Origin of the sequence: Lentzea sp. NPDC102401 (genome assembly GCF_044765805.1) — a bacterium.
In the GTDB taxonomy this organism is placed as follows: domain Bacteria; phylum Actinomycetota; class Actinomycetes; order Mycobacteriales; family Pseudonocardiaceae; genus Lentzea; species Lentzea sokolovensis.
Genome location: NZ_JBIWKS010000004.1, coordinates 743,936 through 765,004, shown reverse-complemented (window position 1 = coordinate 765,004; position 21,069 = coordinate 743,936). Strand labels below are relative to the sequence as shown.

The following is a 21,069-nucleotide window of genomic DNA, read 5'->3' as shown; positions in this document are numbered from 1 at the left end:
GCAATGGCAGGGGCAGTCGGGATCGTCTTCGGACTGTGCGTGCTGTCCTTCACGTTGGGGGCAGCCCTCATGTACGTGCTGGTGCGGCGCCGCGAGGACTCGGCTCCGGACGTTTCCTCGCCGTCGGAGGCGCCGGCCGAGCGGACGTGGGTGGAGAAGCCCGTGACCGTCGAGCCGGTGGACGACGAGTACGACACGAGGCCGATTCACCGCAATCCGGTGATGGGACTGCGGCAGTTGGAGCCGCGGCTCGGACCGGCGCTCGCGTCGCTGGCCGAGCCGGTCGCGGAGTCGGTCGCCGAACCGGAGCCTGTCGCGGAACCGGAGCCTGTCGCCGAAGTGGTCGCCGGACCGGAGCCCGACGCTGTCGCCGTGCCCGAAACTGTCGGTGCCGCTGGATATGATCGGGATGGGGACCTCGATCCCCCCGTGGGGAATTTCGAAGCCCCCGAATCAACCGTAGCGCCGAGCACCGACAGTCCCGAGGCCGTCGAAGCGGTCGCCCAGGTGGTCGCCGAGGAGCCTGTCGCGGAACTGGTCGAGGAACCCCAGCCGGAACCCGAGCCCGAAGCCGAACCGGAGCCCGCCCCGCCGCCCGCGGTGCAGACCGCGCTGCCCCCGCCCGCCTCACCCCAGCCCGCCGAGCACACGACGTGGGTGGAGCGCGAGGACTTCCGCCAGCGCTACCTCCGGACGTTCGAAGAGGTGCGCCGCAAGGCGGGCAGCAACTGAGCGCGGCAACCGAGCGCGGCACCCGAGTGAGGGCTGTGTCGGAACGTCGTCGGTTCATGTCCGAAACTCGCCGGAAAAATGTCGGTGCCTGCTGATATCAATCGATCATGACTTCCGCCGCTGATCGCACGAAGCTCTTCCACGCCCTCCACCGGTCCGGTCCGCTCGCCCTCCCCAACGCCTGGGACGTCGCCTCGGCCCTGATCGTCGAGGCGGCCGGGGCCAAGGCCGTCGCCACCACGAGCGCCGGCGTGGCGTGGAGTCTCGGTGCCCCGGACGGTGACGCGATCGACCGCGATCTGGCCATCGACCTCGTCGCCAGGATCGCGAAGGCGGTCAGGGTGCCGGTGACCGCGGACATCGAGTCCGGCTTCGGCAAGGACGCGAAGGAGGTCGGCGAGACGGCGAGAGCCGTCGCCGAGGCGGGCGCGTCCGGCGTCAACATCGAGGACGCCCACGGCGCGGGACTCCGCGACGTGCCGGAGCAGCAGGAGCGGCTGAAGGCGGCACGCGAGGCGGCGCCGGACCTCTACATCAACGCGAGGATCGACGTGTACCTGCGCGGCGTCGGTGAGCCGCAGGACCGTCTTCAGCACACGCTGGACCGCGCGAAGGCTTATCTGGAGGCGGGGGCGAGCGGCATCTTCGTGCCGGGCGTGACCGACCTCGCCACCGTCGGGGAACTGGCCGGGAAGATCGACGCGCCGCTCAACGTGCTGGCGGGTCCTGGTGCACCCGCGGTCCACGAGCTGGGGACCGCGGGCGCTGCCAGGATCAGCGTCGGCACCGCGCTGGCGTCAGCGGCTTACGCGACGGCCAGGAAGGCGGCCGAAGAGCTGCTGTCGAAGGGCACGTACGACAGCACCGAAGAGGGGCTGGGCTACGGCGAGCTGAACGCGCTCTTCAGGGGCTAGTGCTTCTTGCCGCCGCGGAGCTTGCGCAGCAGCTGCTCGGCCTGCGCGCGCTTGCGCGGGTCCTGAGCCATCTGCCGTGCCTTGGCTTGGAGCTTGTGGCCCTGCGGACTGCGCAGGAACCTGGTGATCTTGTCCATGAAACCGGCCATCGGTCCTCCAGGTGTCCGTTACGTCCACTTCAACGGACGGAACAGCACCCGGAGTTCCCGAGGGTCATACCGGCGAAACTGTGATGCCCAGCGCGCCGGGGCCCACGTGGGCGCCGATGGCCGAGCTGACCTGCGTCAACATGAACTGGCGGACGTTGGGCACGCCGGTCCGGAGCTTGCGCAGCAGGCGGGCCGCCTTCTCCGGGGCGTCGAAGTGTTCGACGGCCACGTCCACGGTGTCGGTGCCCGCGCGCTTGATCGCGATGTCCAGCATCCGGTTGAGCGCGCGGTCGGCGCCGATCACCTTGTCGAGCGGCGTGATCTGGCCGTCGGCCATCGTCAGCAGCGGCTTCATCGACAGCACGCCGCCGACCAGTGCGGCGGCGGCGCCGATCCGGCCGCCGCGGCGCAGGTACTCGAGCGTGTCGACGTAGATCAGCTCGGTGGATCTGTCGAAGCGCCGCTGGGCGGTCGCGAGCACTTTCTCCACGTTGCCACCCGCCTCCGCCACCTTCGCGGCGGCCTGGACCGCGTAGCCGATGCTCATCCCGCAGGTGTGGGTGTCGACGACGTGCACGGGCACGCGGACCTTGGCGGCGGCTTCCCTGGCTGCTTCCACGGTCGCGGACTGGCGGCTCGACACGTGCACGGACACGATCGAGCGAACGCCCGACGCGGCCAGTTCGTTGTACGTCCAGAAGAACGCGCCCGGATCGGGGGGAATCGTCGCGACGGGCACGTTCGAACGCATGGCCGAAACCAGGTCCGGGACCGGGATGCGGGACTCGTCGTCGGTGTGGTCGCCGATTCGCACCTGAATCTGCACCACTTCGATGCCGAGTCGATCAGTCAGCTGCGCCGGGAGACAGGCCGTGGAGTCGGTCACGATAGCTACTCGCCGGTACATGTCAGCGCAGCCTAGACCCCCGAATGGGTTACGTCTCAAAAGGTGGCGCGACCGGGTGAGAACCATCACGCTTGCGGGGTGCTTGCTGGCGTTTGCAGGGGTGCTACTGGCGGGTAACATCCGGTTTGATGGCAGGGTCGTGAACACTCGGCGGCGCAGTCCCTAGAGTCCTCCGCGCAAGCGTCGCCGCCCGTCCGCAGGAGGTCGAAGAGGACCTATGAACATTGTTGTCCTGGTCAAGCAGGTGCCTGACACCTGGTCCGAGCGCAAGCTCACCGACGCCGACCACACCCTTGACCGCGAATCCGCGGATGCCGTGCTCGACGAGATCAACGAGCGCGCCGTCGAAGAGGCCCTGCTGCTGCAGGAGGCCCACGGTGGCGAGGTGACCGTGATCGCGATGGGTCCCGACCGCGCTACCGACGCCATTCGCAAGGCGCTGTCGATGGGTGCCGACAAGGCGATCCACGTGAGCGACGAGGCGTTGCACGGCTCGGACGTGCTGGCGACGGCGAAGGTCCTCGCGAAGGCGATCGGCACGGTCGAGAACGTCGACCTGGTCATCGCGGGCAACGAGGCGACCGACGGCCGCGCGGGCGCTGTCCCGGCCATCCTCGCCGAGCTGCTCGGCCTGCCGCAGGTCACCCAGCTGCGCAAGGTCACGGTCGAGGGCACGACGATCAAGGGCGAGCGCGAGACCGACGAGGGCGTCGCGTTCCTCGAGGCGTCGCTCCCGGCCGTGGTCTCCGTGACCGAGAAGATCAACGAGCCGCGTTACCCGTCCTTCAAGGGCATCATGGCCGCGAAGAAGAAGCCCGTCTCCACGCTTTCGGTGGCGGACCTCGGCTTCGACGCGTCCGAGGTCGGCCTGTCCGGCGCGTGGACCCAGGTGCTGGAGGCGGCCCCCAAGCCGCCGCGCAGCGCGGGTCAGCGCGTCGAGGACGGTGGCGACGGCGGATCCAAGATCGCCGAGTTCCTCGTCGGCCAGAAGCTCATCTGAGGGAGGGGAAATCATGTCTGAAGTTCTGGTTCTGGTCGACCACGTCGACGGCGAGGTCAAGAAGGTCAGCTACGAGCTGCTGACGGCCGCCGGTCGCCTGGGCACCCCGGCCGCGGTGGTCGTGGGCGCACCCGGCACCGCGTCGAAGATCCGCGAGTCGCTGGGCAAGTACGGCGCCGCCAAGGTCTACGCCGTCGAGTCCGACGACGCCGCCGGCTTCCTGGTGACCCCCAAGGTCGACGCGCTGGCCGCTCTCGCCCCGAACGCGTCCGCGGTGCTCGTCTCCGCGACGGTCGAGGGCAAGGAGGTCGCGGGCCGTCTCGCCGTGCGCCTCGGCTCCGGCCTGCTCGTGGACGTCGTCGACATCGAGGCGGACGGCACCGGCGTGCAGTCCATCTTCGGTGGCGCGTTCGTCGTCAAGTCCAAGGTCGGCACCGGCACCCCGGTCATCACCGTCCGCCCCGGCGGCGTCGAGGCCGAGGAGTCCGCCGCGGACGCCGTGCTGGACGAGTCGGTCTCGATCTCCGTGGACACCGCCAAGTCCGCCCGCGTGACCTCGCGCGAGGCCATCACCGGCGGCGACCGCCCGGAGCTGACCGAGGCCTCGGTCGTCGTCTCCGGTGGCCGGGGCGTCGGCTCGGCCGAGAAGTTCTCGACCGTCGAGGAGCTCGCGGACTCGCTGGGCGCCGCCGTCGGTGCCTCGCGCGCCGCCGTCGACTCCGGCTACTACCCGCACCAGTTCCAGGTGGGCCAGACCGGCAAGACGGTCTCGCCGCAGCTGTACGTGGCGCTGGGCATCTCCGGTGCCATCCAGCACCGCGCGGGCATGCAGACCTCGAAGACGATCGTCGCGGTCAACAAGGACCCCGAGGCCCCGATCTTCGAGATCGCCGACTTCGGTGTCGTGGGCGACCTGTTCAACGTCGCGCCGCAGCTGACCGAAGAGGTCAAGAAGCGCAAGGGCTGAGCACTCCAGCTCATGAAAGGGCCGTCCCGTTCACGGGGCGGCCCTTTGGCGTTCACGGCACTACCTCGGGTTAACCCGACTGCCACTGACCGGACATCGTTCTGACCTGCTGCGATTAGCCAACCCGGCTTCACCCTGGTGCGCATGACGCAGCCGGAACTGCTTGTCAGCACCCCCGCCCAGCAGGGCGCGGACGCTCCCCGCTACTCCCTCCTCGTCGCCCGTGACAGCGCGGAGGTCGTCGCCGCGCAGAGACTGCGCTACGAGGTGTTCGCCGGTGAGATGGGGGCGACGCTGCACACCGGCGTGCCCGGCCACGACGTCGACGAGTTCGACGAGTACTGCGACCACCTCGTGGTGCGCGACGACCGCACCGGCGAGATCGTCGGCGGGTACCGGATGCTGCCGCCGGAGCGCGCCAGGGAAGCCGGGCGGCTGTACGGCGACGGCGAGTTCGACCTGACCAACCTGAACGACATCCGCAGCTCCACGGTCGAGACCGGCCGTTCGTGCGTGCACCCCGACCACCGCAACGGCGCCGTCGTCAGCCTCGTGTGGGCGGGCATCGCGCGGTACATGCTGCTCAGCGGCCACAAGTGGCTCGTCGGGTGCGCGTCGATTCCGCTGCAGGACGGTGGCAGCCTCGCGGCCGGGGTGTGGGACACGGTGCACGCCAAGCACTACGCGCCCGAGCAGTACCGGGTCACGCCGCACAACCCGTGGGACGTCGACGCGATCGCACGGCCGGACAAGACCGTGCTGCCGCCGCTGCTCAAGGGCTACCTGCGGCTCGGCGCCAAGATCTGCGGACGGCCAGCGCTCGACGCGGACTTCGGCGTCGCCGACCTCTTCATCCTGCTCGGCATGGACCACGTGGATCAGCGCTACCTGAAGTTCTTCCTGGGGGAGACGTCATGAGCCACGCCTGGATGCCTGCGTCGCCGTGCGGTGACGGGTGCGTCGGCAGCACACCGCGGGAAGTCGCCAAGCTCAGGCAGGTCTGGCGGGCCGTCACGGCCGTCACCGCGATCCTGTGCGGCGCGTGGATCGCCCTGGCGTTGCTCCTGCCGGGCAAGCAGCGCGAAAGCGTCGTCCGGCTGTGGTTCCACGCCATCCTGCGGGCGTTCGGCGTGAGGCTGGAGGTCCACGGCGCCAGGAAGTTCCAGGAGATCCCGAAGCGCGGCGTGCTCGTCGCGAGCAACCACGTGTCGTGGCTCGACGAGCTCGCGATCGACTCGGTGCAGCCGGTCAAGATCGTGGCGAAGAAGGACATCAAGAGCTGGCCCGTGCTCGGCCCGATCATCACGGCGGTGGGCACGGTCTACCTCGACCGCGAGAAGCTGCGCGACCTGCCGCGGACCGTGAACGAACTGGCCACCACCCTGCGCAACGGCAGCGCGGTCGCCATCCACGCCGAGGGCACGACGTGGTGCGGGCTCGCGTCCGGGCACTACAAGCCGGCGCTGTTCCAGGCCGCGCTCGACGCCGGTGTGCCGGTGCGGCCGATCGTGCTGCGCTACCGGATCGGCGGCCACCTGACGACGCAGCCGGCGTTCGTCGGCAGCGACACCCTGGTCGACTCGATCCGCCGGGTGCTCAAGGCCCGCGATCTGGTCGTCGAGGTCCACGTGCTGGACGAGATCGCTCCCGGACGCGCCGGAACCCGCCGGGAGCTGGCGAAACTTGCCGAAGAGCAATCAAACCGCTTGACCTCGACCGAACTGGAGATTGCACCATCTACAGGTGACTCTCACCGCGCGCGAACCATCACGCCTCTGGTCGCCTGAACGCCGCTGGCCCACGACGGGCATTCTCCTGCTGGTCACCCTCCTCGCGTTCGAGGCGATGGGTGTCGGCACGGCGATGCCCACCATGGTCCGCGAGCTGCACGGCGAGGCGCTGTACGCGTGGCCGTTCCTCGCGAACCTGGCGGCGAGCGTCATCGCGACGGTCTTCTCCGGACGGCTCTCGGACCGCCGCGGACCCAAGCCCGCCGTCCTGATCGGCGTGGTGCTGTTCCTCGCCGGGCTCGTGGTCGCGGGCATCGCCGAGACCATGACGGTGTTGCTCGCCGGCCGGGTGCTGCAGGGCTTCGGCGCGGGATTCCTCATCGTCGCGGTCTACGTGCTGATCGCGGTCGCCTACCCCGAGGACACCCGGCCCGCCGTGTTCGGCGCGCTGTCCGCGGCCTGGGTGATCCCGTCGCTGGTGGGGCCGGCCGTCGCGGGCTGGGCGACCGAACACCTGAGCTGGCGGTGGGTGTTCCTCGCGATCATCCCGCTGGTGCTGGTCGGCAGCGTGCTGCTCGTTCCGGTGCTGCGGAAGCTGCCGCCGCACACCGAGGCTCCGCCGACGCGCAAGTACCTGCCGCTCGCCGCGGTCGCCGTCGGTCTCGGCGTGGCCGGGCTGAGCTGGGGCCTGCAGCACCGCACGTGGTGGCTGATCGCCGTGGCGTTGCTGCTGCTCGCGCCCGCACTGCGCATCCTGCTGCCCAAGGGCACGCTCGTCGCCCGCCGCGGCCTCCCCGTCACGATCCTCGCGCGCGGTCTGCTCGCGGGCACGTTCTTCGCGGTCGAGGGCTTCATCCCGCTGACGCTCTCCGTCGTGCACGGCTACTCGCCCCTGGAGGCGGGGATTCCGCTGACGCTGAGCGCGCTCGGCTGGGCCAGCGCGTCGATGTGGGCGTCGAGGCACCCCGAGATCGAGCGCCACACGCTGGTTCGCGTCGGGTTCCTGTTCGTCGCGACCGGTATCGGAGCCGTGACGCTCATCGCACCGACATGGGGTCCGGCCTTCCTCACACCGGTCCTGTGGGCCGTGGCGGGCGCCGGCATGGGCATGGCCACGTCGAGCGTCGGTGTGCTGATGATGGCCGCATCACCCGAGGCCGACCGGGGTTTCAACTCGGCCGCGCTGCAGATCTGCGACATGCTCTTCTCCGCGACCATGATCGGACTCGGCGGTGTGCTCGTCGTGGCGACGGCGCCGACCGCGGGCGTGGTGGTGCTCAACCTGTCGATGGCGGCGTTGGCGGTGGTGGGAGCGATTCTGACCGGGCCCCGCATGCGGGCTACCCTTGAGACCTGATGGCTTATCTCGACCACGCGGCCACGACCCCCATGCACCCGCAGGCGGTCGCGGCCATGACCGAGGCGTTGTCCACCACGGGCAACGCCTCGTCGCTGCACACCTCCGGCAGGCGGGCGCGGCGGGCGATCGAAGAGGCCCGCGAGAACATCGCCGACGCCCTGGGCGCCCGGCCGTCCGAGGTGCTGTTCACCGGCGGCGGCACGGAGAGCGACAACCTCGCGGTCAAGGGCATCTACTGGGCGAGCGGCCGTCGCCGTGTGCTGGCATCGGCCGTGGAACACCACGCCGTGCTGGACGCCGTCGAGTGGCTTGAGCAGCAGGGCGCCGAGGTCACCTGGCTGCCCACCGACCGCTTCGGGCGGGTTTCCCCGGAGTCGGTCGCCGAGGCGCTGGACGACGACGTCGCGCTCGTCACCACGATGTGGGCGAACAACGAGGTCGGCACCATCAACCCCGTGCACGACATCGCCGCCGTGTGCGCCGCACGCGGTGTGCCGTTCCACACGGACGCGGTGCAGGCCGTGGGCGCGGTCCCGGTCGATTTCGCCGCTTCCGGTGCCTCCGCGCTGACCATGACCGGCCACAAGGTCGGCGGGCCCTACGGCATCGGCGTGCTGCTGCTCGCACGAGACGTGAAGTGCACTCCGTTGATGCACGGCGGCGGCCAGGAGCGCGACGTCCGGTCCGGCACCCTCGACGTGCCGTCGATCGTCGGCCTGGCGCGCGCGGTGCGGATCTCGGTGGAGGAACAGGCTTCCCGCGCCGTCGAGATCGCGGCGTTGCGGGACGAACTGATCGCGTCGGTGCGCGCGGTCGTGCCGGACGTGATCGTGAACGGCGACCCGGCGGACCGGCTGCCCGGCAACGCGCACCTGACGTTCCCCGGCTGCGAGGGCGACAGCCTGCTGATGCTGCTCGACGCGCGCGGCGTCGAGTGCTCGACGGGCTCCGCGTGCACAGCCGGCGTCGCGCAACCGAGCCACGTGCTGCTCGCGATGGGCGTCGAACCGGCGTTGGCGCGCGGATCGCTGAGGTTCTCGCTCGGGCATACGTCGACGCGAGCGGACGTTGAGAAGCTGGTGTCGGTCATCGGACCGGTGGTGGAGAGGGCCCGCACGGCGGGCCTGGCAGGTATGAGGCGGTCTCGGAAGGTGGTCAAGCAGTGAAGGTCCTCGCGGCGATGAGCGGTGGTGTCGATTCCGCGGTGGCGGCGGCACGCGCCGTCGAAGCGGGACACGACGTGACGGGCGTGCACCTGGCGTTGTCGGCGAAGCCCGGCACCCTGCGCACGGGCGCACGCGGCTGCTGCACGATCGAAGACGCCCACGACGCCCGCCGTGCCGCGGACCTGATGGGCATCCCGTTCTACGTCTGGGACTTCGCCGAGCGCTTCACCGAAGAGGTCGTGGAGGACTTCGTCGCGGAGTACGCGGCGGGCCGCACGCCGAACCCGTGCCTGCGCTGCAACGAGCGGATCAAGTTCGAGGCGTTGCTGGACAAGGCGATCGCCCTCGGCTTCGACGCCGTCTGCACCGGCCACTACGCGCGCCTGGAGATGGTCGACGGCCGTCCCGAGCTGCGCCGTTCCGCCGACATGGGCAAGGACCAGTCGTACGTGCTGGCGTCGCTGACCGCGGACCAGCTCGCGCACGCGATGTTCCCGTTGGGGGACACGCAGAAGGACGACGTGCGCGTCGAGGCGGCGTCGCGCGGGCTTTCCGTCGCGAAGAAGCCGGACAGCCACGACATCTGCTTCATCCCGGACGGCGACACGCAGAAGTTCCTGGCGGGCCGCATGGAGACCAAGCCGGGCCTGCTGATCGACGACGCGACCGGCGCGGTGCTGGGCCGGCACGCGGGCGTGCACGAGTTCACCGTCGGGCAGCGCAAGGGCCTCGGGATCGACGGTCCCGCCGCCGACGGCCGGCCGCGGTACGTGCTGGCGCTGGAGCCCGTCTCCGGGAACGTGCGGGTCGGCGCGGTCGAAAAGCTCGCGGTGACCGGGATTTCCGCTTCGTCGCCGGTCTCGCACGTCGAGCTGGACGGACCCGTCGAGTGCGTCGCGCAGGTGCGCGCGCACGGTGGCACGGCTCCGGCCGTCGCCGAGCTGGTCGACGGCGTGCTGCGGGTGCAGTTGCGGGAGCCGTTGAAGGGCGTGGCGCCCGGTCAGGCCGTCGCGATCTACCGCGAGGACGCGGCTGGCGACATCGTGCTGGCCAGCGCGACGATCGACGCGACCAGCTAATTCGCTTGTAGGGCTGGGAAAGCGGATCTAGCGTTCGCTGCGTGACGTTCATCGACACGGCGTTCGCCGACACGCAGGACCTCGCTACGCGTGCTCGCAGCGCGTTCCGGTGCTTCGTCAGCCCCGCGGACCGGCGGAAGCTGACCAGTCGTGCCCGGCGCAACGACGAACCGGTGTGGGTGGTGTCGCCGTTGCGCCGCCTCGGGGCTCGCCGGTTCCGCCGGACTAGCTGGGACGCCACTCCGAGTTCGCTCCGCACAGGAGCACGCAGGGCAGCTCACTCGACACATCGCCCCTGAGGAACGAGGCGAACGCCGCCGCACCGGCGGGTTCGACCGCGATCCTGAACTCCTCCCACAGCCGGTCGCGCGCCGAGAGAATCTCCGCGTCGGTGACCAGCGCCGAGGAAACGTTGTGCTGCTTCAGGATTTCCAGCGACAACGAACCCGCGCGCGTGGCGCCGAGCGCGTCGGCGGCGATGGAGTTCACCACGGAGTCGACGGGCTCACCGGCCTCCAGCGCGTTGTGCATCGCGCAGCAGTTCTCGGGTTCGACGGCGACGACGTGCCGTCCGCCGGACGCCAGCGCGGCACCCGCGACGAGTCCGCCGCCGCCGACCGCGACGAAGATCGTGTCGACGTCCGGGGCGTCCTCGACGATCTCCTGCGTGACCGTGGCCTGGCCCTCGATCACCGTCCGGTCGTTGTACGCCTCGATGTACGGCAGATCGAGCTCACGGGCGGCCGCGGCGGCCTCGGCGTAGGTGTTGCCGTGACGGATCAGCTTGGCGCCCAACGCTTCGATGCGCCTGGTCTTGGTCTCGGGCGCGGTCACCGGGACGAACACGGTGGCGTGCGCGCCGAGCAACTGGGCGGCCTGAGCGACGGCGATGCCGTGGTTGCCGCCGGACGCGGTGACGACCTCGGAGACGTTGAGCGACAGCAGGGTGTTGACCGCGCCGCGGAGCTTGAACGAGCCGGTGAGCTGGAGGTGCTCCAGTTTGAGCACGAGCGGTCGCCCGTCCACGGACACGTGCATGATCGGGGTGCGGCGGACGTACTGCGACAGCGTTCTCATGACACCAGCTTCCACAAGAACTGCACGAGAGTCACGAGGCCCAGCAGGAAACACACCAGGACGAACGTGCCGCCGGCCATGACGACCAGGCAGGCACCCCAGGACGTCTCCTCGTTCGGCGTCGCGTCGAGTTCGTGCTGCAGTTCGACCCGCGCCTCCAGGTACAACGCGGCGAGGCGGGTGCGGGCGGTCTCGGTCGGCGCCTCGTCGACGCGGCCCTGCCATGAGAGCGCGACCAGACGGGCGTCCGCGCGGCGGTAGGCGCGTTCGAAGGCCAGGAGTTCCCCGGGGTCGCGGTCCTCGGAGAGATAGGTCCAGCGACCTGCCTGTGCCGGCTGGCCGAGCACCCGGTAGACCTCGGCGAGACGTTCCCTGAGGTCGAGCCGTCGCGGGTAGGTGCCGACGAGTCCGGCGACGCGCTGACGTGCACTGAGCACGCTCGCGAGGTCGCCTCTTCGTAGCTCCTCGGCCGCTTTGTGGAGCGTCAGCTCTACCGGCATGAAGATTAGTTTTGCAGGTAGGGCTAGCTTTGACCCGTGTTCGGCCTATCGCTGCTGGTCTCCGGCCTCGCCTGGTGGCTGGGTCTATACCTGCTCGCCCGCGACCCGCGCAAACCGCTGCTGTGGTGGGCGGGCGCGGGGATGATCGGCTATTCGGCGGCCGTCGTGGTGCCACATCCCGTGGTCATCGGGGTACCGGCGCTGGCCTGGACGGGTGCGGTCCTGTTGCTCTGCCGGCCAGAGTTGATCAGGTGGTGGCTGCTCGCACTGCTGCCGTTCTTCGCCGCGTCCTTCTTCGTGCCGTGGATCGTATTGCTTCCCATGGCCGTGGCCACGGGTCTAGCCATAAGGAAACGTGCTTACTTTTCACTCGTTGGGGTGATGTTCGGCCTTTCCGCGGGTGCGTTCCTGCTGGGCCTGCTGCCCGACGCGATCACGCTGCCGTCGCTCGGGTTCGACGTGGTGGTGTTCGGCGTGCTGGTCGCCGTCACCGACGCGGTCGAGGAGGGCGAGTCGATCCGCGCGGACATGCTGCGGTCGCTCGTGATCTCAGCTTTCACGGCGGTGCTGTTCGGGTCGCAGGTGATCTTCTTCGGCGGCCCGGAGTTGCTCGTCTTCACCACCGTGGCGGCAGCGATCGCGGTCCAGGTGCTGGCGAACCCGCTCGCTTTGATGGTCGACCGTCTTGCCGTGCCCGCGGTCGCGGCAGAACGTGCCGAGCTCCGTGACGCCGCCGAGTCGTTGCCGAAGCGCCGGCCGCTGGTGACCGAGGACGAGGCGGAGTTCACCCGGCTCACCCGCAAGGCCCTGAGCCATTACGGCGATCTCGGAAAGCTCGTCGCGAGCCCGTTGATCGCGCTGACCGAAGAAGGCCCGCCGCTGGATCGTGCCGCGCAGTTGAAAAGCATGCTGCTGGCTTCCATTCAACGGCTCAAGCCTCTTGGCGGCGATTTCGGCACGAGCGACGAATGGCGTTACTACAACGCCGTGTACTTCTACTACGTCAAGGGAATCCGCCCCTATTCGGTCCGGACCAAGCGCGAGGACCTCGACGCGGAGGACCGCCGCGCCCTGCAGTGGTTCGTGACACAGGTCCCCGAACGCACGCTCCACAACTGGCAGAACGCCGCCGCACGCCTGGTCGCGGCGGACCTGATGGCAGGAGTTGGCAGCGCTTGACGTGGTCTTGGCAGCGTTGGGCGGGCCATCGTCGGGCCATGTTGAAATTCGCCTTGAAACTCGACGGTGTCGCTTCGTTCGCACTCGGCCTGCTGACACTGCTGATCCGCCCGGAGGTCGGAATGCCGGTGGGCTGGCAGATCGGGCTCGGTTCTTTCTGCGTGGTCTACGGCGTGGGCGTGTTCTTCCTGGGAACCCGCGCCACCCCTGACCGCCGAATCGTGCTGCTGGTCATCATCGGAAACCTGGTCTGGGCCGCCGACAGCATTCTGACCGCGGAAATGAGCTGGTTCCCGCTCACCGGTACCGGCGTCGCGCTCGTGCTGGCTCAGGGCCTCGCGGTGCTCGGCTTCGCGGTGCTGCAGTTCATCGGCCTCAGGAGCGCAGGGTCCGCGACCGACCGCGGAACTCAGCCACGATCTCGCTCCCACGCCTGACCGTGATGTCGTAGATCCCACTCCGGCCGAACCGGGTCCGTTCCACCGCCTCCGCCACCAGTTCGTCGCCCTCGTGCACGGGCCGGATGAAGTCGATCTCGGCCGTGGCGGCGACGGTGACGGACCCGGCCCTGTTGCAGGCGCAGGCGAACGCGCTGTCCGCCAGCAGGAACACATAACCGCCGTGCGCGATGCCGTGGCCGTTGATCATGTTTTCCGCGACCGTCATCCGCAGCAACGCGTAACCGTCGCGCAGCTCGACGGGCTCGATGCCCAGGGCGGTGGACGCCTTGTCGGCGGCGAGCATCTCGGCAGGACCATTCATTCGTGGCAGCGTAATCACTCTGAAGGTGGTGTCACGCAGCGTTGGAGCCGCCTTACTGTCCGACAGGCTTGATCGCTCAACATCGGAGGTGGGCACCATGGGTGGTTGTTCTTGCTGTGGCGGTTGCACGGGTCCGGGCTGCGGTTGCTGCAGCTCTTGCTGAGCGCTTCAACGGAATGAGGAAGGCCGTTGCGGGGACGGAAGTTCCCGCAACGGCCTTCGCTCCGCAGGGGCGAAATCAGCCCGTGTAGGCCTTGAACATGTTCGTGAATTCCCAGTTGGCCTGCGAGATTCCACTGCACGTGGGCGAAACTCCGCCGCCGGGGCACGAACCGTTGTCGCGGCCGGCCGACCAGAACGCGATCCGTCCGACGTGGTTGGCCTTCGCGTAGTCGACGACCTTGCGTGCGTCGGCCTGGGTGGTCGTCGGGCCCGTGTCGTTGCGTCCGATCATCGGCGTGAGGCCCAGCAGCGCCTTCAACTGCGCGTCGGACTTCGACGGCCAGATGGCGCGCATCTGCCCGAGGGTGGCGTTGGCGGCGTTGACCATCGCGTCGCCCCAGTTGCCCGTGTAGCCGAAGTTCATCAGCATCGGGTTCACGAGGACGTTGACGCCCTTGGCGGCCGCGTCCTTCAGCACGTCCACCGAGTACGGGTCCATGCCGTAGTCCTGGCCCTGGATGCGCATCGTGTAGCTGACGGTGGTGCCGCGGGCGTCCTGCAGCTTCTTCAGCGCCGCGTTCACGGTGGCCTGCGGGATCGTGGCTTCCACGTCGACGTCGATGCTGTTCGACCCCACGGCGTCGAGCACGGCCACGTAGGCGTTGTACAGCGAGTCGACCGACGTGCAGACGTGCTCCAGGTACGGGCCCATGGCGCCGCCGGTCGCGACGATGACGCTGCCGCCTTGGGCCTTCAGAGCCTTCGCCTCGTTCACGATGCGGCTGTCGTTCAACGGCACCGTGCCGCCCCATGCGGGCGCACAGCCAGAGGACGAGCCCAGCGCGAACGCGAGCGTGAAGTGCTTCTGGCCGGTCGCGTTGGCCACGTCGACAAGTGACGGCGTCGGCATGGTGATGTCGATGTACGGGGCGACGAGCGCGCTACCGGGCGTGGGCGGCACATCGGACGTCGTGGTGGTGGTCGGCCCGGTCGTTGTCGTGGTCGTCGTGGTGGTCGTAGTGCCACCACCGCCGCCGCACGGAACGCCGTTGAGCTTGCAGTTCGTGGGCAACGCCGAGCCGCTCACCAGGAAGCCGAAGCCGGTCGAGGCCCCCGCGGCGATGTTGCCGTTGTACTCGCGGTGGGTGAACGTGTGGTGGTTGCCGCTGCTGGTCGCCGTGGCGTCCCAGTACGAGCCGAGGGTCGCGCCGGCGAGGTCGAACTCGAGCTTCCAGCCGGCCAGCGCGGTCGTGCCCGCGGTGATCGTGAACTTGCCCTGGTAGCCGGAGCCCCAGTTCGAGTCCTGGCTGAACGCGGCGGATTCACCGGCCGCGGAGGCGGTGGGAGCCATGGCGACGAGTCCGGCCACCAGCGCGGTGGCGGCCCCGGCGGCGAAGAGCGCAAAGCGGGCCATCGGGTGTGGTCCTTCCGGCAGGGGAGGAAGGGAGTGGCGCAGGACCACGGGGCGCGTCGCGGTCCTGCACCACGTACAGGGAGGCGCTCGTACGTTCAGCGCCTGCTCAATCACGGTAAGTGGCCTAGACCACAGCGTCAATGGGTCTAGACCTCTTCTGTCTGCCGGACAGTGGAACAATTCGGCGGGTGCGTGGAGCAACTGGAATCGGATCGCTGCCCGGAACCGACATCGACGAGGCGGCGCGTGTCGTCGTCGGAGAACTGCCTGAGCTGCCGCACGTCCCGGAGCTGCCTGGCCGGGGAGTAGGCGCGGACATGATCGGGCGCACCGCCGGCCTGCTCGTCGACCTCGCGATCGAGGTCGTCACCTCCGGCTACCGGGTGACCCCGCGCCCCGGCCGTGACCACCGCCGTGCCGTCGACCTGCTGCGAGGCGACCTGGACGCGTTCGACGAGGCGTTGGAACGTGCCGGTGCGCAGCCCGAGACGGTCAAGGTGCAGGCCGTCGGGCCGTGGACGTTGATGTCGAACATCGAACTGATGCGCGGCCATCGGGTGCTCACGGACCCAGGTGCGGTGAAGGAGTTCGCCGCGTCGCTCGCCGAGGGCCTCCAGCAGCACGCGGCCGAGGTCGCCAAGCGCACCAAGGCGAAGGTCGTCGTGCAGATCGACGAACCGGGCCTGCCGGCCGTGCTGCAGGGCCTGCTGCCGACGCCGTCCAAGCTCGGCACCGTGCCCGCGGTGCCGGGGCCGGACGCGCGCAACGTGCTCGCCGTGGTGATCGAGGCCTTGAAGGACCACGAGGTGATCGTGCACTGCTGCGCGCCGCACCCGCCGTTCACGCTGCTGCGCGAGGCGGGCGCGACGGCCATCTCGTTCGACGCGACGCTGATCAAGGGTGCAGAGGCGCTCGACGAGATCGGCGAGACGTGGGAGGCGGGCACGACGCTGGCGCTCGGTCTGGTGCCGAGCCTCGACCCCGGCGTGCCGGTCGCGTTGAAGGACGTCGGGCAGCGGGCGTTCACGCTGGTGGACCGTCTCGGCTTCCCGAGGTCGATCCTCGCCGAGAAGGCGCTGCCCACTCCGACGTGCGGTCTAGCGGGTGCTACGTCCACTTGGGTCAAACGCGCGCTGGCTTTGACCCGTGACCTCTCCTCGTCGTTCTTGGAGCCGCCTGAGGGCTGGTGATGTCCGGTTTGTGCGGCTAGTCTGCTGCGAACTATTAGGAAACTTTCTTAACCGAAGGCCATCGCCGGGCCTGGACCGGGAGTTCCCCACATGCGCATCAGACTCGCGGCACTCGTCGCCGCAGTGCTCACAGGCGTGGTCGTGGCGCCTGCACAGGCCGCGCCCACCGGCCAGATCCGGCTGGATCAGGTCGGGTTCGGCACCTCCGAGCAGAAACACGCCTACGTGCTCGGAGGCGCCGCGAACACCAGGTTCTCCGTTGTGGACAGTCGCGGCCGCACCGTGCTGACCGGTAGGACGGGCGCCTCGACGGGCTCGTGGAGCGAGAAGTTCCCCGCGGTGCACCCGATCGACTTCTCCAAGGTCAGGGCCCCGGGGACGTACCGGATCAAGGTCGGCACGACGACCTCGCCGGTGTTCAAGGTCGACTCGCTGAAGAAGCTGTTCTCGCCGGTCGCGCACAACACCGTCGAGTTCTTCCAGGCACAGCGCGACGGCGCCGACGTCGTCCCCGGCCGGCTGAACCGCAAGCCCGCCCACCTCACCGACCGCGAGGCGCTCGTCTACGAGACGCCGGTGTTCGCGGGCGAGGGCGGCGACCAGATCGCGGCGCCGTTGAAGCCGACGGGCGCAAAGGTCGACCTCGAAGGCGGCTGGTTCGACGCGGGTGACTTCGTGAAGTTCACGCACGCCTCGTCGTACTCGACCGCGTCGATGCTGCTGGCGTTGCGCAACAAGCACAACGCCGCCCTCTACGACGAGGCCAGGTTCGGCCTCAAGTGGCTCGACAAGGCGTTCGACGAGAAGACCGGCACGCTCTACGCGCAGGTCGGCATCGGCACCGGCTCCGAGGAGTTCGGCTTCGTCGGCGACCACGACGTGTGGCGGCTGCCCGAGGCCGACGACAAGCTGAACGTGAAGCCGGGCGACAGCGAGTACTTCATCAAGTACCGCCCGGTGTTCCGCGCGAACGCCGCCGGCGAGAAGATCAGCCCGAACCTCGTCGGCCGCGTGGCCGGGTCGTTCGCGCTGGCCGCGCAGATCGAGGCCGACCGCAACCCGCGCGTCGCCCGTTCGTACCTGGACAAGGCCGCGCAGCTCTTCGCCCTCGCCAAGACCTCGGACGTCGGCGAGCTCGTGACGGCGTTCCCGCACGCGTACTACCCGGAAGAGTCGTGGACCGACGACATGGAGTTCGGCGCCACCCAGCTCGCCCTGGCCGCGAAGGCGTTGCACGACAAGCGCTACAGCCAGTTCGCGAAGGCCGCCACGCACTGGGCCAAGGAGTTCCTGGCGACGCAGGACCCCGACACGTTGAACGTCTACAACATCTCCGCGCTCGGCCACGCCGACCTCGCCCCGTTGCTGAAGAAGGGCATCCCGGGGGCCGAGGTGACCGAGAAGCAGATCGTGGGCGACATCCAACGCCAGCTGCAGAAGGGCGCGGACGCGGCCAGGACGTCGCCGTTCCGCACCGCCGCCAACGTCGAGACCTGGGACGTCGGCTCGCGCACGTTCGGGTACATCACCACCGCCGCGCTGTACGAGAAGGTCACCGGCGACAAGTCGTACGAGACCTTCGGCACCCAGCAGCGGGGCTTCGCCCTCGGCACCAACGCCTGGGGCACGTCGCTGATCGTCGGCGTCGGCACGAAGTTCCCCGAGTGCCCGCACCACCAGGCCGCGAACCTCTCGGGTTCGCCCAACGGCGGCTCGAAGGTGCTGGTCGGCGCCGTGATCAACGGCCCGAACGACGCCACCCTGTTCGGCGACCTCGGTGACATGCCGGCGGGTTCCGTCGACTGCACCAAGCCGTACACGCTCGAGTTCAACTCCGCGAAGTCCGTGTTCGCCGACGACCTGCGCTCGTGGCCGAGCTCCGAACCGGCCATCGACTTCACGGCGACGGGCGTGCTCGGGTTCTCGCTGATCGCGAACTCCTGAGTGGCGCCGGCGCGGGCCTGGGTGTCCAATTCGGACTTGTGCTCAGGCTCGCGCTGGTCTTCTTGCTGCTCACGGCCGGTACGGCGCATGCGCTGCCGGTGAAGGTCTCCTGCCGAGTTCCCGGCGTGCACGACGCGGACGTCATCCGTGTCGTGCACGCCGTCGGTCTATCTCGGGGCGTGAGCGACAAGGTGATGCTCGCCGGGTTCGAGGCCGGGTGGGTCGAGTCGCACATGAACAACCTGGACTGCGGCGACGGCGACTCGCTGGGCGTGTTCCAGCAGCGGCCGTCGATGGGCTGGGGCGCGCCCGAGCAGATCATGGACGTCTCCTATGCCGCGGGGCGGTTCTTCGAGTACGCGGTGCGCGTCGACCGGCCTGATCTCTCGGCCGGGTTGCTGGCCGATGCCGTGCAACGGTCCTGCTGTCCGGAGCGGTACGACCAGGCGGAGGCGCGTGCGGGTTCGATGCTGCGGCAGGCCTGGCAGGGCGGTCCTGAGGTGGTTGCCGGCGTCCTGCACGTCGTGGAGGACGGCGACGTCTGGGCCGACGGCGCGCGGCTGAGCACGTCGGGTGTCTTCGTCGGACGTCCTTCGGTGGCCGGCCGGTTCGTGTTCGCGCGGACCGCCCGTGGTGAGGTCATGGCGCTGGCGGACGGGGCGTGGCTGCCGGTGGCGTCGGGTGTGGCGGGTGATCCGGAGGCCGTGGTCCGTCCTGATGGGACGGTCGACCTGTACGCGGTGCTGGCCGACGGCGGCGTCGCGAAACTGTCAGACCCGCTTGGGATGATTGGGATGGGGGGCGGTTCCCCCCAGGGGGCCCGCGAATCGGGATCGATTCCGAGCTCGCAGGCAGTGAGTCCGGCCTCATCGGCCGTGAGCCCCGGCTGGCAGGCGCTGAGCCCGGCCGGGTTCGCCGGCGGCAAGCCGTCCGTGATCGCCTATCCGGACGGGTCCACGGCCGTCTACGTCCGCTCCGGCACCAAGCTCATGGCCGGCGCCGCCGGCACGTGGCGCGAGATCGCCCAGGGCGTCGACGCCTCACCCGAAGCGGTGCTCCGTCCAGACGGAACGATCGGCGTCCACACCCTGATCGACGGACGCCCGCACCGCCTCACCACGACCTGGGAACCGTTGGGCGAAGGCCGTTTCATCGACACCGTGTCCGCACAGGCAGATGGCACGGTTTACGCGCGCACGGCCGAAGGCAAGGTGCTCAAAGTCGGTTGAACGGCTCCGCGTACCGGAACGCCCCGGCAGGCACGTCACCGAACAGCCGAGCCTGGAAGTGCGGCGCCCACTCGGGAACCGGCGGCGTGATCCCGAACTCCGCGGCGAGCCGGAACCCGAACCGCGAGTAGTACCTGGGGTCACCCAACAGGATGACCGCGCGCTCACCCCGAGCCTCCGCCGCACCCAGAACCGCGTGCACCAACGCCGAACCGATACCTGCCCGCTGGTGCGAAGGATGCACGGCGATCGGCCCGAGCCCGAGCGCGGGTACCTCGTCGACGTACCCGCGCGTGCACACGACATGGCCCAGAACCTCGTCCTCCACCAGCGAGAACTCCGGGATCCAGCCCTCGTCCGCGCGCAGCCGGTCGATCAGAGGGGCCTCGGGCCCGTTCTTGAACGCGAGATCGGTGACGGCGCGAATGGCGTCGATGTCTGCGGGCGTCTCCCGCCGGATCAGCATGACGCGCACTGTGGCTAAACCGGTCGCCGCGCGCCACTCGGTTTTCGCCCCCATACTCCGCAGCGTGGTCGTGAGACAGACCTTGATGGTGTGCGTACTTGCCGTGCTGGCCTATCTCGGCGTGTGGTGGGCGTTCAGCGGAACCGACGAACCCGCCCGGACGGCACCGGAGTCCCTGTTCCTCACCGACTACTCCAAGGCGGAGAAGGGCAGTTGCGTGAGGTTCAACGGCCCAGGCGAGAACGATCTGGGCCTCACCGTCGTCGACTGCGGCGGCGACCGGGCCGCGCTGAAGATCGGCACCGTGCTGACCGAGACCAGCGCGGAGTGCCCGCGCGGTGACTACAAGGTGTTGCGCGACACCAGGCACGACGCCGCCCTGTGCCTGATGCCCAACGCCGCGCGGGGCGACTGCTTCGAGCTCGACACCGACGATCTGCAGAGGTCCGTCGTGTCCAAGTTCGACTGCGCGGCGCCGCGGGTGAACGTGCAGGTCGTCGACGTGGCGGAAGAAAGTTGCCCCGAAGAGGCCGAACTCGGTGTTCCCTATGAGGACATGACGCTCTGCCTGAGGAGGGTGCGTTGATCGTCTTCGAGGGTCCCGCCGAGTTCGACGCGTGGCTGCACGAGAACGGCGCGAACGAGACCGAGCTGTGGCTCAAGTACGCCAAGAAGGGCTCGGGGATCAAGACGATCACCTACGGCGAGGCGCTGGACGTCGCCTTGTGCCACGGGTGGATCGATGGACTCACCCGGTCCGTGGACGAGACCTGGTACTCGCAGCGGTGGACGCCTCGACGTCCGAAGAGCAAGTGGTCCAAGCGCAACTGCGGCAAGGTCGAGGAGCTGATCGCGGCGGGCAAGATGCTGCCGGCCGGGCTCAACGAGATCGAGAAGGCCAAAGCGGACGGGCGCTGGGACGCGGCCTACGCGGGTCCGGCGACGATCGAGGTGCCGGACGACCTCACCGCGGCGCTCGACGCCAATCCCAAGGCGGCCGAGTTCTTCAAGACGCTCAACAGCCAGAACAGGTATGCCGTGCTGCTGCGCATCCACGACGCGAAGAGGCCGGAGACGCGGCAGAAGCGCATCGCCCAGTTCGTTGACATGCTGGCGGAGGGGCGCAAGCTCTACTCTTGAAC

23 protein-coding genes are annotated in these 21,069 nt (G+C 69.2%); 16 read left to right on the top strand and 7 right to left on the bottom strand.

The genetic code is table 11. The features are described from left to right. The first annotated feature begins 3 nt into the window (after window positions 1-3). Entirely contained in the window at window positions 4-732 is a 729-nt protein-coding gene (locus ACIRG5_RS18810) for a hypothetical protein (protein ID WP_402906086.1), read from the top strand. 107 nt (window positions 733-839) lie between these two features. Further along, on the top strand, window positions 840-1,646 hold the full coding sequence (locus tag ACIRG5_RS18805; protein WP_402906084.1) for an isocitrate lyase/phosphoenolpyruvate mutase family protein: 807 nt from the start codon (window positions 840-842) through the stop codon (window positions 1,644-1,646). On the opposite strand, the gene ACIRG5_RS18800 is transcribed toward ACIRG5_RS18805, so the two are convergent. After that, window positions 1,643-1,795, bottom strand: a complete 153-nt coding sequence (locus tag ACIRG5_RS18800) for a hypothetical protein (RefSeq protein WP_177320432.1) — start codon at window positions 1,793-1,795, stop codon at window positions 1,643-1,645. The genes ACIRG5_RS18805 and ACIRG5_RS18800 overlap by 4 nt on opposite strands. Window positions 1,796-1,859: 64 nt before the next feature. Next, window positions 1,860-2,702 (bottom strand): DegV family protein, encoded by an 843-nt coding sequence (locus tag ACIRG5_RS18795; RefSeq protein ID WP_319977707.1) that lies wholly within the window; start codon window positions 2,700-2,702, stop codon window positions 1,860-1,862. A gap of 217 nt (window positions 2,703-2,919) precedes the next feature. On the opposite strand from ACIRG5_RS18795, the gene ACIRG5_RS18790 reads away from it, so the two are divergent. From ACIRG5_RS18790 to mnmA, 7 genes are all read left to right on the top strand, one after another. Further along, window positions 2,920-3,702: an electron transfer flavoprotein subunit beta/FixA family protein gene (locus tag ACIRG5_RS18790; RefSeq protein ID WP_319977706.1), complete on the top strand. Its 783-nt coding sequence runs from the start codon at window positions 2,920-2,922 to the stop codon at window positions 3,700-3,702. A 13-nt stretch (window positions 3,703-3,715) separates the two neighbouring features. Beyond that, window positions 3,716-4,669: an electron transfer flavoprotein subunit alpha/FixB family protein gene (locus ACIRG5_RS18785; protein ID WP_402906081.1), complete on the top strand. Its 954-nt coding sequence runs from the start codon at window positions 3,716-3,718 to the stop codon at window positions 4,667-4,669. 144 nt (window positions 4,670-4,813) lie between these two features. Further along, window positions 4,814-5,587, top strand: a complete 774-nt coding sequence (locus ACIRG5_RS18780; RefSeq protein ID WP_402906079.1) for a GNAT family N-acetyltransferase — start codon at window positions 4,814-4,816, stop codon at window positions 5,585-5,587. After that, window positions 5,584-6,456: a lysophospholipid acyltransferase family protein gene (locus tag ACIRG5_RS18775; RefSeq protein ID WP_402906077.1), complete on the top strand. Its 873-nt coding sequence runs from the start codon at window positions 5,584-5,586 to the stop codon at window positions 6,454-6,456. Before ACIRG5_RS18780 ends, ACIRG5_RS18775 begins: the two co-directional genes overlap by 4 nt. Beyond that, window positions 6,413-7,756, top strand: coding sequence for an MFS transporter (locus ACIRG5_RS18770; RefSeq protein WP_402906075.1), 1,344 nt, complete (start codon window positions 6,413-6,415; stop codon window positions 7,754-7,756). Before ACIRG5_RS18775 ends, ACIRG5_RS18770 begins: the two co-directional genes overlap by 44 nt. Beyond that, window positions 7,756-8,925: a cysteine desulfurase family protein gene (locus ACIRG5_RS18765; RefSeq protein ID WP_402906073.1), complete on the top strand. Its 1,170-nt coding sequence runs from the start codon at window positions 7,756-7,758 to the stop codon at window positions 8,923-8,925. Before ACIRG5_RS18770 ends, ACIRG5_RS18765 begins: the two co-directional genes overlap by 1 nt. Further along, window positions 8,922-10,004: a tRNA 2-thiouridine(34) synthase MnmA gene (gene mnmA, locus ACIRG5_RS18760; protein WP_319977699.1), complete on the top strand. Its 1,083-nt coding sequence runs from the start codon at window positions 8,922-8,924 to the stop codon at window positions 10,002-10,004. The genes ACIRG5_RS18765 and mnmA overlap by 4 nt, the downstream gene beginning before the upstream one ends. Window positions 10,005-10,229: 225 nt before the next feature. Here mnmA and ACIRG5_RS18755 read toward each other — a convergent pair whose 3' ends face one another. Beyond that, window positions 10,230-11,081 (bottom strand): serine/threonine dehydratase, encoded by an 852-nt coding sequence (locus ACIRG5_RS18755; protein ID WP_402906071.1) that lies wholly within the window; start codon window positions 11,079-11,081, stop codon window positions 10,230-10,232. Next, window positions 11,078-11,581, bottom strand: a complete 504-nt coding sequence (locus ACIRG5_RS18750; RefSeq protein ID WP_402906069.1) for a DUF6584 family protein — start codon at window positions 11,579-11,581, stop codon at window positions 11,078-11,080. The genes ACIRG5_RS18755 and ACIRG5_RS18750 overlap by 4 nt, the downstream gene beginning before the upstream one ends. A 36-nt stretch (window positions 11,582-11,617) precedes the next feature. On the opposite strand from ACIRG5_RS18750, the gene ACIRG5_RS18745 reads away from it, so the two are divergent. Together ACIRG5_RS18745 and ACIRG5_RS18740 are read left to right on the top strand one after the other, a co-directional pair. Beyond that, on the top strand, window positions 11,618-12,760 hold the full coding sequence (locus ACIRG5_RS18745; protein WP_402906067.1) for a hypothetical protein: 1,143 nt from the start codon (window positions 11,618-11,620) through the stop codon (window positions 12,758-12,760). A gap of 38 nt (window positions 12,761-12,798) precedes the next feature. Continuing rightward, window positions 12,799-13,197 carry a hypothetical protein gene (locus tag ACIRG5_RS18740; RefSeq protein WP_402906065.1) on the top strand — a complete coding sequence of 133 codons (399 nt, stop codon included), beginning with the start codon at window positions 12,799-12,801 and terminating at the stop codon, window positions 13,195-13,197. Here ACIRG5_RS18740 and paaI read toward each other — a convergent pair. After that, on the bottom strand, window positions 13,136-13,522 hold the full coding sequence (gene paaI / locus ACIRG5_RS18735) for a hydroxyphenylacetyl-CoA thioesterase PaaI (protein ID WP_402906063.1): 387 nt from the start codon (window positions 13,520-13,522) through the stop codon (window positions 13,136-13,138). The genes ACIRG5_RS18740 and paaI overlap by 62 nt on opposite strands. A 238-nt stretch (window positions 13,523-13,760) precedes the next feature. After that, window positions 13,761-15,098, bottom strand: coding sequence for a cellulose binding domain-containing protein (locus ACIRG5_RS18730; protein ID WP_402906061.1), 1,338 nt, complete (start codon window positions 15,096-15,098; stop codon window positions 13,761-13,763). 140 nt (window positions 15,099-15,238) lie between these two features. Here ACIRG5_RS18730 and ACIRG5_RS18725 point away from each other — a divergent pair, with 140 nt between their 5' ends. The 3 genes from ACIRG5_RS18725 (at window position 15,239) to ACIRG5_RS18715 (ending at window position 19,461) form a co-directional block, all read left to right on the top strand. After that, on the top strand, window positions 15,239-16,288 hold the full coding sequence (locus ACIRG5_RS18725) for a methionine synthase (protein WP_402906059.1): 1,050 nt from the start codon (window positions 15,239-15,241) through the stop codon (window positions 16,286-16,288). A 90-nt stretch (window positions 16,289-16,378) separates the two neighbouring features. Continuing rightward, window positions 16,379-18,232: a glycoside hydrolase family 9 protein gene (locus ACIRG5_RS18720; RefSeq protein WP_402906057.1), complete on the top strand. Its 1,854-nt coding sequence runs from the start codon at window positions 16,379-16,381 to the stop codon at window positions 18,230-18,232. A 38-nt stretch (window positions 18,233-18,270) separates the two neighbouring features. Next, on the top strand, window positions 18,271-19,461 hold the full coding sequence (locus tag ACIRG5_RS18715) for a hypothetical protein (protein ID WP_402906055.1): 1,191 nt from the start codon (window positions 18,271-18,273) through the stop codon (window positions 19,459-19,461). Here the strand turns inward: ACIRG5_RS18715 and ACIRG5_RS18710 are convergent. Further along, complete coding sequence (locus ACIRG5_RS18710; protein ID WP_402906053.1) at window positions 19,448-19,927, bottom strand: GNAT family N-acetyltransferase; 480 nt, start codon at window positions 19,925-19,927, stop codon at window positions 19,448-19,450. The genes ACIRG5_RS18715 and ACIRG5_RS18710 overlap by 14 nt on opposite strands. Window positions 19,928-19,991: 64 nt before the next feature. On the opposite strand from ACIRG5_RS18710, the gene ACIRG5_RS18705 reads away from it, so the two are divergent. Continuing rightward, window positions 19,992-20,513 (top strand): hypothetical protein, encoded by a 522-nt coding sequence (locus ACIRG5_RS18705; RefSeq protein WP_402906051.1) that lies wholly within the window; start codon window positions 19,992-19,994, stop codon window positions 20,511-20,513. Next, a complete protein-coding gene (locus tag ACIRG5_RS18700) occupies window positions 20,510-21,067 on the top strand; it encodes a YdeI family protein (protein ID WP_402906049.1) in 558 nt (185 codons plus the stop codon). Before ACIRG5_RS18705 ends, ACIRG5_RS18700 begins: the two co-directional genes overlap by 4 nt. Window positions 21,068-21,069: the final 2 nt, after the last annotated feature.